Genomic DNA, 12,178 nt, shown 5'->3' with positions numbered 1-12,178 from the left:
CGACCTTTACGTTGAACGCTCTTATGCCAAGAAATCTTCTCGTTGCAATTTTGGTCACGTGCGTAGCCACGGCCGCCGCCGGTTGGGCCGAGGGCCGTTACAGCAATCGTTGGGGACAACCGCCCGATCTGGTTTCGGCCGGAAATACCCTGGCCAGCGTGCCAGAGCGCGTCGGCGATTGGGAACTGAAGTCTTCCGAGCCGTTCGAGAACGACGTGGTCGACATGCTGCAGTGCGCCGGCCATTTTTCGCGGGAGTACACGAATTCCCTCACAGGGGAATCCGTCCGGGTGGCACTTCTGGTGGGCCCTCCAGGTCCAACGGCCGTACATACGCCCGAGATTTGTTACTCGAGCCGAGGCCAAACCATCGTCGCGCCACCCAAACTCGTGGCAACACGCCCTGAAAAGGACCCCGAAGAGTCTCTGTGGCGGGTGGTGTTTCGCGCCAACGACTTGGAACAGAATCGCTTCAGCGTGGTCTACGGATGGACCGGCCCCCAGGGTCGCTGGCGAGCGTCAGCCAATGCTCGTTACGAACATGCGGGCGAGCCAATGCTCTACAAGATCCAAGTCGCCGGTCCGCTCACGGAACGGATGGAGCAGGCAGGGACTGATCTTTGTCAACAGTTCTTGCAAGATTTCTTGCCCGCCCTTGATGCCACGTTGTTCCAGATACCGCCGAAGTAGATTGCACGAGTCTGCCATCTACTCTCATCATTTAATCTAGGAGTCGGCAGCATGGCCAGCATCACGGAATGTCAAGCGGTGCATCGCGCCGAAGCAGCCGCGGCCGCGGCGCACAGTCGACCGCCGGTCGTAGCCGCAAGCTATTTCCGTTGGAAGCACATTCCCGATCGAGTGCTGGCCGCCCTGTTGCTGCTTCCCGCAGCCCCGGTGTTGTTGCTGCTGGTCGTTGTCGTGCGACTGACCTCACCCGGGCCGGGCATCTACCGCCAGACACGCGTCGGGCGCGGGGGGAAGAACTTCACGATGTACAAAATACGGACCATGCGGCACGATGCCGAAGCACGAACCGGCCCGACTTGGGCCACGAACAACGATCCGCGTCTGACGCGCGTAGGGCACTTCATCCGCTCGATCCACCTCGATGAGCTGCCGCAGTTGTTGAACGTCGTACGTGGCGATATGGATCTCGTCGGTCCGCGTCCCGAGCGCCCGGAATTCACTCAGGTACTCGCCCGCGAAGTCGACGGCTATCTCGACCGGCTGGTCGTACGCCCCGGCGTGACGGGCCTGGCCCAAATCAATCTCCCGCCGGATACGGACCTTGACAGCGTGCGGCGCAAATTGGTGCTGGACATCGATTACATCCACACCGCCAACGCAGGCCTTGACTTGCGCATTCTATGTTGGACGGCACTGAGAATCTTGGGTTTCAAGGGAATGACGACGGCACTTCTCGGACTGGGCCGCGTTGTCGACTTGCCCACCGCGGACGATGTGCTGGTGCCAAGCGCCCGGGAGACCGAAGTGATGCGAGCCATCACGGTGGACACGGTGTCCGTATTGCACAATGGCAATAGTCACTCTCAAAACGGCAATCTCCACAAACATTCCTTGCAACACGCGAAACCGCGGTAAAGCTCGTCCGCGCGACATCGAACTACGGCCGTTTGGCGGCAACTGCCTCCCATGTTGAACGCACTTACCATCGACGTCGAAGACTATTTCCAGGTATCTGGATTTGAACGCCAGGTCGATCGCCGAGACTGGGATCGGTACGAGAGCCGCGTGGTGCCCAACACCTACCGATTGCTAAAACTTCTCGACGAGCAGCGGACCCACGCAACGTTCTTCGTCTTGGGATGGGTGGCCGAGCGTTTTCCGGATCTGGTGCGTGCCATCCACCGCGCCGGACACGAGATCGGATCGCACAGCTACTGGCACCGACTGTTATATCAGCTGACGCCGGACGAGTTCCGTGCGGACCTCGTACGGTCACGTAACGTACTCGAACAGATCATCGGGGAACGGGTCACCGCCTATCGCGCGCCCAGTTTCTCGGTCACCAAAGACTCGTTGTGGGCGCTCGAGATATTGGCCGACGAAGGATTTATTTCGGACTCAAGCATCTATCCGATCTATCACGATCGCTACGGCATACCTGACGCACAGCCGGCCCTGCACCGTATCACAACCAAGGCCGGCGCGTTGTGGGAGTTGCCGGCCTCGGTGCTGCGTGTGGGACGGATGAACCTGCCGATCTCGGGGGGTGGATACTTCAGGCTCTATCCCCTGCCATTCACCATTCGCGCGCTGCGAAGCGTCAATGATCGGCTGCGGCGACCTTTCGTGTTTTATACCCATCCTTGGGAAATCGATCCCGCCCAGCCGCGGCTGCAGGTTGGCTCTTGGCTGGCGCGACGACGCCACTATGTGAATCTGCATTCCACGGAGCGCAAGCTGCGGCGATTGTTGATGACTTTTCAATTCGGTTGCCTGCGCGACGTGATCGCCTTGGCCGACCTGGCCCTGACTCCGGCACAAACTCTCGAGACCGTTCACTGACCGCAGGCCAGTAACCGTTTCCAAACCGACCGCCTGAAGCCGTCGCAATGCGCAGTCACCGACGATCAAGTGATATTGGGCTTTGCGCAAAGCTCAACAGGCAGCGCAGTCCTACTTTCCCCACCACGATGAGCACCTTAGAAACGAGTCGGGGACAGCCGGTGGAATCGGCGCATGCTTTGGAAACAAGACCGTCCATTTCGGTCGTCATGCCCATTCGCAACGAGGCACGCTCGATTGCGAACACCCTGGAGGACCTGCTACGGCAGCGCTACGCGCGCGATCGATTTGAAATCATCGTGGTCGACGGAGAATCGACGGACAATACGCGCGAGATCGTGCAAGCGTTTGTTCGCAAACATGGTAACGTTCGGTTGTTGGCAAACCCTCGGCATTGGTCGAGCGCCGCACGCAACATCGGCGTTCGCGCCGCGCGCGGCGACCTGGTCCTGATCGTGGACGGTCATTGCGCGATCGACTCGACCGACTACCTTGAGGAGCTGGCCTCGGCCTTTGCGCGTACTAGGGCCGATTGTCTGGGCCGGCCACAGCCGCTCGAGGTCTCGCAGCCGAGCACTTTGCAGCGGGCCATCGGCATCGCCCGCGCCTCGCGGCTGGGGCACCATCCGGCTTCGCATGTCTTCGCCACAACTGAGCAGGAAGTCCCGGCTCACAGTGTGGCGGTTGCCTACCGCCGGTCGGTCTTTGAGCGTGTGGGCCTGTTCGACGAGTCGTTCGACGCGTGTGAGGACGTCGAACTGAACCACCGCGTCGATCTGGCCGGCATGAGATGTGTCGTCGTGCCGGCCTTGCGCGTTTCGTATCACCCGCGGACTACATTGGCCGGGCTGTTTCGGCAGATGCAGCGTTACGGTCGTGGTCGGCTGCGGCTATTGCGCAAGCACCCCGAGACATTCTCGCCATTGGGTTTTGCCCCGGCATTGTTCCTGATGTTTGTCGCGGCCGGACCACTCGCTGCAATCTGGTCCCGCCGTGCCGGCCTATTTTATGTTGTCGTCCTCTCGTTCTACGTGCTGACGACCCTAGGCTACTCGGCCGTGCTGGCTCTGAAAGCGCGCCGCTGGTCGCTGTGCGCGTGGTTGCCGGCAGTGTTCGCAACATTGCACAGCGGTGCAGGCATCGGCATCTTGATCGAAGTACCTTGCCAACTACGCCCACGGCGCACTGGGCAAGCGGATTCACCGTGAGACAAGAGCACATTTTGAAGGCCGGCCTGGTCGGCGCCGGTGCCATTTGCGAGGCACACATCCATGCCTTGCGGCGCCTGCGCAATGTAGAGATCGTGGGTGTCGCCGATCTTGACCTGTCGCGGGCATCGGCGATGGCGCGAAGGTTCAACCTGCCCCACGCGTTTTCGTCATTTGCCGAGTTGCTGGCGGAAAACCCGGACGTGATCCACGTTCTAACCCCACCGGACACCCACGCGCAAGCCACGCTCGAGGCACTGCATCGCGGGTGCCACGTGTATGTGGAAAAGCCACTGGCAACAAGCGTTGAAGACTGCGAACTCATCGCCGCGGCTGCGACGCATGCAGGCCGACAAGTTTGCGTGGGACATTCCCAACTGCGCGATCCATTTGTGATGAAGGCGCTGGAGATCGTTCATAGTGGCGCCGTGGGAAAAGTCGTGGGAGTGGACCACTTCCGCAGCCAGCTGTATGCCCCTTATGCCGGCGGCCCCGTCCCTTACCAATATCAGGCGGGCGGGTTTCCATTCCGCGATCTGGGCGTGCATTCGCTGTATTTGCTCGAGGCGTTTTTGGGACCCGTCAGCGACGCGACAGTACGGCTCGGCCAACCCTCTCGGGACGGTTGTCCGACGTTCAAGGACTGGCGCGTCTCTGTGCAATGCGAACGGGGCTCCGGGCAAATTCATTTTTCCTGGGAAGTGACGCCCGCTCAGGATGTTCTGCAAATCCAAGGGACACGTGGGATCATACGTGCCGACATGATGGGCATGTCGGTAACGGTGCGACGCAAAGGACGGCTGCCAGGAGCTGCCGAACGCATCCTCAATACGGCCAATGAGGGGCGTGCGATGATGACCCAGGTGGCGGGCAACGTGTGGCGTATCCTGCGCAAAAAACTTCGTCGCTATCACGGGCTGCAGAATCTGGTGGCAGAGTTTTATGCGACGTTGCAAGCGGGGCTGCCCGCGCCGGTGTCGATTGAACAGGCGACACCAACTGTCCGCTGGACCGAGCACATCGCCGGGGAGGCCGATCGCGCCAAAAAGCAGCACGTGGCACGTTTCCCCCAGCGCGGCACCGCCCGAGTCCTGCTGACCGGTGGCACAGGCTTTATTGGCCGCCACCTACTACGGCGCCTGCTGGATGAAAAGGGGCGCGTGCGATTGCTAACGCGTCATGCGCCGGCGAAAGAGCTATTGGAGGATGACCGCGTCGAAGTGTTCTTGGGGAACTTGGGGAACTCGACAGATGTCGATCGAGCCGTGACGGGGGTTTCAGAGGTATATCATCTGGGGGCGGCGGTCGAGGGCTGGGCCGAGGATTTTCAATGCGCCACCATCGCCGGAACGACGAATGTCGTAGAAAGCGCTTTGAACCATCGCATCGACAAGTTCGTGTACATGAGTTCCTTGAGTGTGATCCACGCGGCCGCGGCGAACGGTGCGCCCATCGCCGAGGACTGGCCACTGGAACCATTTGCCGAGAAGCGCGGCCTGTATTCGCAGACAAAACTTCAGGCGGAACGAATCGTCGTCGAGGCAGTGCAGCAACGCGGGCTGCGCGCGATTATCCTGCGGCCGGGCGAGGTCGTCGGTCCGGATCGGCCGTTTCTCTCAGGGGCCGTGGCGATCGAGACGGGAACACGCCTGATCGTATTGGGAAATGGTCGTCACACGCTGCCGCTGGTGTGGGTTGATGATCTCGTGGATGCGATCTTGGCAGCGGGTAATTCCGATCGGTTTGACGGCACCGTACTGCACCTGGTCGATCCGAACCAATTATCGCAGGACGATATAGCCCGCTTTTATCTGCGGACGACCGGCAAGCAAAAGTCGGTTATCCACGCGCCGCTCTCGTTGCTCTATACCGCGGCGTTCGGTGCTAATACGGTATTCGGTCTGATTGGACGGACCGCTCCCCTCACTCCCTACCGACTCAAGTCGGCGATCGGCTTGCGAACGTTCGATTGCACCGCCGCGGCCAAGGCGCTGGACTGGCAGCCCCGGGTGGGAATTCGCCAGGGATTGGAAATGATGGCGAAGCGGGCTGATATCGACGTGAGTCTGACGACCGTCGCCGTCCCGGTCTACCCGCGGGCAAACTTTCAAAGGCCATGACGCTCGTTCAATACCTATATCTTGCTTTCTTTCTGCTGCCAGCGGTGGTCGTGGCAACGTACCACTTGTTTTTGATGCTAGCGCGGCTCGCCGGGGGACGCGCATATGCGGAAGCCAGCAGAAACCCTACTCATACCTTCGCAATTGTCATTCCGGCACATAACGAACAAGACATCATAGAGCATGCCCTACGGTCATGCTCTGAATTGGACTATCCCGCCGACAAGTACCGAGTGTTTGTCGTTGCTGACAACTGCACCGACGACACCACAGGGATTGCCACGAGTCTCGGCGCTTGTTGTCTAGAAAGAAAGGATGCTGAGCGTCAGGGAAAGGGTTTTGCTCTTGAATGGGCTTTCCACCAAATACTCCCTTCTGCGTATGACGCGATGGTCGTACTCGATGCGGACTGTGTCATCGAGAGACACTCACTCCGCGTGTTCGACTACTGCTTGGAACAAGGCGACTTGGCGCTTCAAGCCAATCATATTCCATCGAATCCGGACGCCAGCCCGATCAGTTACATGGCAATGGTCGGCAACATTCTGGAATACGATTACTTCTACGCGCCGAAGTCAACTTTGGGGCTGGCGGTCATGCTCGTAGGAACGGGAATGGTGTTGCATAGAACACTTCTTCAGGATCACCCTTGGAATGTCCACTCTGCGGTTGAGGATGCCGAATATACGTTAATACTTGCGCGCCACGACATTCACGTACGATTTATAGCGAACGCTAGTGTGGTTGTCGCCGCAGCGGAACGGCGGGAGCAATTATCAGTCCAGCGGAAGCGTTGGGCAGGCGGTGCCCTCCGACTCGGCCGAGAGTCCGCCGCAGCATTACTCGTCAGGGGTATTCTGACACGACGGATGCACCTAGCGGACGCAGGCTTCACACTGCTAATTGTCTCCAGGCCATTGGTCCTCGTGCACGTGGCCTTGACGGTGGGCATTGGCGCGCTTCTCCAAGCTGTGTACCCCGACGCCGTTCATGAATCCTTCGCCGCCATTGGTGTAGGCGTTCTTGCGGCCTATTTCGTCTATTTCTCCGTCGGAGTGGCCGTTGTCGGCCTCAGTATGCGTCGCGCACGCTATCTACTATGGACCCCTTTTATACTGCTCCGGCTGATGTTCATTGCCCTCCAGTCGGGCATGTCAGCGACGACTCCCTGGACCCGAACCCCTCGATGAAAACCTCCGTTAGCAAACTGCGTACAATTTCGCCGACGTTGGAAAACAGCTCTCAAGCCCTTGCTTCGCCGTCAACACGCAGGACCAAGGTTCTGCACCTGACCGCCTCGCCATGCTTTGGGGGCGTCGAACGTCAAATGCTGGAGCTTGGCCGTGAAATGCAGGATGCATACCAATCCCTTTTCGCTACGTTTCAAGAGGAAGGACGTTGTAGAGATTTCGTCCGGACCGGCCGCGAACGCGGTTTCGATGTGTACGCCATTCAATACGATTTTCCTCGAATGGTGGCGACGTACCGTGAACTGCTGTCCTTCACGCAGACTCTCCAACCTGACGTCCTCTGCTGCCATGGCTACAAACCCAACTTCTTTGGTCGCTTAGTAGCTCGCCGACTCCGCATTCCAATCATCTCCGTTTCTCACGGTTGGACCGGCGAGAGTTATCGAGTCCGGATATTTGACGCGCTAGATCGATTCCTGTTGCGCCGGATGGACCGGGTGGTCTGCGTTTCCGAAAAACAGGCTCAAAGGGTCCGCAAGGCGGGCGTGCCAAAAGCGAAGACTCAGGTCATCCATTGTGCAGTGCGCAGCGAGCGCTTTGCCCAGGTAGACTCTGCTTATCGAGGTCGTATGGAACAGATGTTCCCCGAGCAGCCGCGGCTGATCGTGGGAGCGGCCGGCCGACTGAGCCCTGAAAAGGGCTTCAGGCATCTAATCGATGCGGCCCACCGGGTGGTGCGCCAGCACCCCGATGCAGCCTTTGTTCTGTTCGGTGACGGTCCTTTGAGGCAAGTTCTGCAACGCCAGATTGATGCGCTCGGATTGAGTCAACGCTTCCGCCTCGCCGGTTTTTGCGCCGATCTCGACCACTACTATCCTCATCTGGAGATGCTCGTCTTGCCGTCGTATACCGAGGGCCTTCCCAACGTCGTCTTGGAAGCATTTGCGGCAGGAATACCTGTTGTCGCCACGGCCGTAGGTGGAACGCCCGAAGTCGTACAGGACGGCATCAACGGCTACCTCGTTGCGCCCGCCGATCCGGACAGCCTAGCGAGGCGCATTACCGACCTGCTGCGCGATAGTGCCACGCGACACCGCATGGGAACCGCCGGGATGCAGCTGGTGAGAGAAGCATTCTCATTTGCGTCGCAAGCGAATGATTACTCACAGGTCATCGATTCCTTGCTGCTTTCACGCGCCACGCACGAACGGGCCGAGGCGAGTAGTCACGCGGCGACGCACTCGGAGTCCTAGTCCCAAAACCGTCATGCAACGATCCACGGTCAGAAACTTAAGATATATCGTGCGCGATGCGAGTACCTTGACGGCGGCAGTTTTGACTGCGCTGTTATGGATTCCCGTCCGCGCGTTTGCCCAATTTGATTCCAAAGACAGCCTTTTTCTGGGGTGCTCGGAGTTCCTGAGCTTGTTCCCCGGATTTCCAGGGATCGTTTTGCGGCGCGGCTTTTATTTGATGACGCTTGATGAGTTTGGGTGGGATTGCACCATCGAGTTTGGGACATGGTTTGCGCACCGCCACACCAGGATAGGTCGCGGCGTCTACATCGGTGGCCGCTGCACTCTGGGGATGTGCATTATCGGCGATCAGACCCTGCTAGGGAGCAATGTAGATATTATCGCCGGTCGTCATACGCACAGCTTTGACGATCTCAGCAAGCCAATTGCTAGCCAACGTGAGCAGTACGACGCCGTCACCATTGGGCGAAACTGTTGGCTTGGTAACAGTACGGTCGTCATGGCGGACGTGGGAGACGACACGGTTGTCGGCGCCGGAAGCGTCGTCGTCAAACCGATTCCTGCGAGTGTGGTCGCCGCAGGTAATCCATGCGCGGTGAAGAAATCACGCCTGCCGGACAATCGTCGCGCGCCCGCAAGCATTGAGATACACGAACCTGTCGGCCACTAGGCCGCGCAAGATGCATCGCTCGCGCACCACCGCTGACCGACCGCTTCGCGTGTGCTTCATGCTCGATTGTTTGGGCGTGGCCGGAATCGAGTGCCAGATCATGTTGCTTTTGCAGCATCTGGATCGCCGCAGAATCGAACCGTACTTGTGCCTGCTGCGTGGCGAGGACGAGCACAGTCGACAGTTTGCGGAAGTGGACGGACGGCCGATCCTGCGGTTGGGCGTGCGTTCGCTTCGGCATCCATCTACTTTGAGAAAGGCGATCGAGTTCGGCCGCTTTCTGCGGCGCGAACGCATCGATGTGCTGCACCCGCTGTTTCCCGACTCCCTTTATTTCGGAACGCCCATAGCGAGACTCACCGGTGTCCCCCGCGTCGTTCGATTTCGCGTCGACCTCAACTGGTGGATGAAGCCGAAGGACCGTTGGCTAGGAAGAATCCTCAGTACGGTGCTGGACGCCACGGTCGCCAATTGCGAAGCCAGCAAGCGAGTTGCCGTCGAGCACGAATGGGCCCTGCCCGAAACTATTGAAATCATTTCCAACGGAGTAGATTTATCGCGATTTCCCGAATCTGAGTGCCGGCGCTACGGTGATCCGACCAGCCACGAAACTCGCGTCGGCGTTGTTGCGAATTTGCGACCGGTCAAGAACCTCGACTTACTCGTCCGGGCTGCGGCCCTGCTGAAACCGTCTCACCCCAACGTTCGCTACCAAATCGCAGGCGAAGGGACTTGCCGGTCCGATTTGGAGTTGCTGATCGGGGAATACGGATTGCAAAATTGCTTCGACCTGCTCGGTACCGTGGCCGACATCCCGGCATTCCTGCGGACGCTGGATGTGGCGGTCCTCTGCTCGAAGTCCGAAGGCTCACCAAATTCGATCATGGAATACATGGCCGCCGGTTTGCCGATAGTTGCCACTGATGTGGGCGGTTGCGGAGAGTTAATTACCCACGACCAACACGGCCTGCTGATGCCTGCAGGCGACGCCAGCCAGTTGGCTGTGGCCATCGATCGGCTGCTGCGAGATCCTGGGCTTTCGCGCCAGCTGGGAACCAACGCCAGGCACCGCGCGTTTGCGGAGTTTGGTGTCGACCGACAGGCGCGTCGCTATGAGGAGTTTTATGAGCAGTTATACCTGACCACAAAGGGCAAACCTCTTAGCAGCCTCCGCCGGGACGAGGCGGTACCACGAGATATCGACATGGAATGTGGTACTCCTAGATCAATGTGCGGTACGACTGAAAACACATGATTTGGTTACTCGTCGGATACATGTGGCTGTTCATTCATCGGCCATTCGAGCTATCTCCGGCGCTCGCGGCGATTCGCCTTGAGCGCGTATACATGATTGCCACGATCGTCTTTTGGCTGGCCACCCAGCCGGCGATTCCGGTCGGGAACCGCCTGCACCGCTATTTTGCCTTTTTCATTGTCGTGCTGGTTGTGAGCTGGATATTAAGCCCATATCAAGCCGAAGGCGAGGCAACCGTCGAGAACTACCTGAAGTACGCCACATTTTATGTCCTGCTCGTTACATCTGTCCGGACCGATCAGGACTTGCGCAATATCATCGTCGGACATTTCGCCGTCGTAACTCTTGTCATGGCGCACACCTTGCGAGAAAACTTCAATGGAAACGCCTGGTACGCCCAAGGTATTGTGCGTATGCAAGGCATCGGTCAAACATTCCGCGATCCCAATGACTTGGCCGGGCTCATAGTATGCAGCCAGCCATTTGCCTGGGTGCTATGGAGCGGATGGCGCAAACGTTGGCAGCGCGTCCTGCTCCTTGGGCACTTTGGCATGGCGGGTTATTGTGTAATGCTGACTGGTTCGAGAATGGGAATGGTCGGCATATTGCTGGCTGGCCTGCTTGCTAGTGTCGCGTCGCCTAAGCGACTGCGCCTGCTGGCAGCTTACACAGTGATATTAGCCGCCGTTTGGATGCTCCTGCCAGAAGATCGAAAGAGCAGATACCTTTCTCTGTACGACTCGAGTTATGGGAATTCCGCGACCAATAATTCGGGCTCCCGCCTGCGGGTCGCCGGATTTGAAGCGGCGATCCCCGTATTTTTGCAAAAACCACTGCTGGGCTTCGGTCCTTCGAGCTTCAGCCAAGCGAGCGGCACCGGCCATTTGCCGCACAATCTTTATGGACAATTGCTCGCTGAACTGGGTGTCGCAGGCGCTGTGACTTTTGGCTTAATGCTCTTTGGCGTCTTACAAAACACCCTCGAAGCGCGGATGTTGCGAGGAACAGGCTGCGTCGACGAGTTTGCGTGGCGCACGGTGATCGCAGCATCTGCATCGTTTTTGTTGCTAGCTGTCATGGCATGGGGGTTCAACTTCCTGTTCTGGCACGTCTGGCTCTGGTTCGGTGCTTTCCAAGTCGTTGGTCTGCGACTCATGAGAAATCAGGTCGAATACTGGCAAATGTGCCAGGAGGGCGATTTTCTAAACAATACAGAGGACGTCACACTGGCATGGGAATAGGTCGACCTTCACAGCATCGCATCTTAGCTGTTGTCCGACATCCAGTCGGTGGTGTGCGTACGCACATTCTATACACTTATCCGATTCTGTTGCAGGCCGGGTTTCATTTCACGTTCGTCGTGCCCGAGTATGAGTACCACGATACATTCTGCTCTGAAGTTCGGGCATGGGAGGGGACCGAAGTCGTCCGAGTGCCACACCGCGATCGAAATCACGAGAAGCCCAGGTTTTGGTCGACCGTGCGCAAACTGTTAAAGCGAAGGCAGTTCTCTTTGATCCATTCGCACGGCGTGCAGGCGGCCGTGCCGACCGTCTTTGCTAACCTTGGGGTCGGCCTGCCGCACGTTATGACGTCTCAGGACGTCTTTTGTCGCGTCGATCTCCATGGTATCGCAGGCCGTCTGAAACTCGCCGCGCTGGCGCGAATCCTACAGCAGTTAGACATTCTTATTGCTGTCAGCGAAGACACCCGATGCGATCATCTCCAGCACTTGCCGGAACTGAAAAAGGGACGCTGCCAGGTAAAAGTAATTCACAATGGGATCGACTTGCAGCAGTATTCCTCGTCGCAGAAAACTGCATTAAGTGATTTGCGCGACCGCCTCACACTCGATAAGCACGTTCCTTTGCTAGGTTTTCTTGGGCGTTACATGCCGCAAAAGGGCTTTCTTGTTCTGGCCGACGCGCTAACTACGCTGGTTCGTCGA

11 protein-coding genes are annotated in these 12,178 nt (G+C 58.4%); all 11 read left to right on the top strand.

Going from position 1 to position 12,178, the window contains the following annotated elements; all coding sequences use genetic code 11:
* Positions 1 to 23 precede the first annotated feature (23 nt).
* Positions 24 to 689, top strand: a complete 666-nt coding sequence (locus VGG64_12945; GenBank protein ID HEY1600506.1) for an exosortase-associated EpsI family protein — start codon at positions 24 to 26, stop codon at positions 687 to 689.
* 51 nt (positions 690 to 740) lie between these two features.
* Complete coding sequence (locus tag VGG64_12940; GenBank protein HEY1600505.1) at positions 741 to 1,604, top strand: sugar transferase; 864 nt, start codon at positions 741 to 743, stop codon at positions 1,602 to 1,604.
* A gap of 51 nt (positions 1,605 to 1,655) precedes the next feature.
* Complete coding sequence (locus VGG64_12935; GenBank protein HEY1600504.1) at positions 1,656 to 2,531, top strand: XrtA system polysaccharide deacetylase; 876 nt, start codon at positions 1,656 to 1,658, stop codon at positions 2,529 to 2,531.
* A 128-nt stretch (positions 2,532 to 2,659) separates the two neighbouring features.
* Entirely contained in the window at positions 2,660 to 3,739 is a 1,080-nt protein-coding gene (locus tag VGG64_12930) for a glycosyltransferase family 2 protein (GenBank protein ID HEY1600503.1), read from the top strand.
* Positions 3,736 to 5,859, top strand: a complete 2,124-nt coding sequence (locus VGG64_12925) for an NAD-dependent epimerase/dehydratase family protein (GenBank protein ID HEY1600502.1) — start codon at positions 3,736 to 3,738, stop codon at positions 5,857 to 5,859. Before VGG64_12930 ends, VGG64_12925 begins: the two co-directional genes overlap by 4 nt.
* Positions 5,856 to 7,049, top strand: a complete 1,194-nt coding sequence (locus tag VGG64_12920; protein ID HEY1600501.1) for a glycosyltransferase family 2 protein — start codon at positions 5,856 to 5,858, stop codon at positions 7,047 to 7,049. Before VGG64_12925 ends, VGG64_12920 begins: the two co-directional genes overlap by 4 nt.
* Positions 7,046 to 8,302: a glycosyltransferase gene (locus VGG64_12915; protein HEY1600500.1), complete on the top strand. Its 1,257-nt coding sequence runs from the start codon at positions 7,046 to 7,048 to the stop codon at positions 8,300 to 8,302. The genes VGG64_12920 and VGG64_12915 overlap by 4 nt, the downstream gene beginning before the upstream one ends.
* 13 nt (positions 8,303 to 8,315) lie before the next feature.
* The gene (locus VGG64_12910) at positions 8,316 to 8,975 is read left to right on the top strand and encodes an acyltransferase (GenBank protein HEY1600499.1); all 660 of its coding nucleotides are present in this window, start codon (positions 8,316 to 8,318) and stop codon (positions 8,973 to 8,975) included.
* Between the two features lie 58 nt (positions 8,976 to 9,033).
* Complete coding sequence (locus VGG64_12905) at positions 9,034 to 10,230, top strand: glycosyltransferase (GenBank protein HEY1600498.1); 1,197 nt, start codon at positions 9,034 to 9,036, stop codon at positions 10,228 to 10,230.
* Between the two features lie 92 nt (positions 10,231 to 10,322).
* A complete protein-coding gene (locus VGG64_12900; protein HEY1600497.1) occupies positions 10,323 to 11,471 on the top strand; it encodes an O-antigen ligase family protein in 1,149 nt (382 codons plus the stop codon).
* On the top strand, positions 11,462 to 12,178 hold a 717-nt coding region (locus VGG64_12895; protein ID HEY1600496.1), incomplete at its 3' end, for a glycosyltransferase family 4 protein. The genes VGG64_12900 and VGG64_12895, both read left to right, overlap by 10 nt.

This window comes from Pirellulales bacterium, assembly GCA_036490175.1.
Classification (GTDB): domain Bacteria; phylum Planctomycetota; class Planctomycetia; order Pirellulales; family JACPPG01; genus JACPPG01.
This window is presented reverse-complemented; position numbering and strand designations above follow the sequence as displayed.